Annotated in this window: 1 protein-coding gene; it reads right to left on the bottom strand. The window is 38.8% G+C overall.

Annotated features, from left to right (window positions below; genetic code table 11):
* Positions 1-278 (bottom strand): AAA family ATPase (locus tag SB658_RS23495; protein ID WP_410602701.1); only part of this gene is annotated, 278 nt, incomplete at both ends.

The following is a 278-nucleotide window of genomic DNA, read 5'->3' on the forward strand; positions in this document are numbered from 1 at the left end:
CTACAATTTTCTGCATTCTTCCAACAATATCTTTTGTCGTAATTCGTTTAAAATCAAATCTCTGACAACGAGATATGATGGTAAGAGGAATCTTATGAGGCTCTGTGGTAGCCAAAATAAAGATACAATGAGCGGGCGGCTCCTCTAACGTTTTAAGAAGGGCATTAAACGCCCCGATAGAGAGCATATGTACTTCATCTATAATATAAACCTTATATGTAACCGCCGAAGGTGCAAACTTCACTTTATCACGTATATCACGGATTTCATCTACGCCG

This window comes from Bacillus sp. SIMBA_008, from assembly GCF_046535495.1.
GTDB classification, from domain to species: Bacteria; Bacillota; Bacilli; order Bacillales; family Bacillaceae; genus Bacillus; species Bacillus subtilis.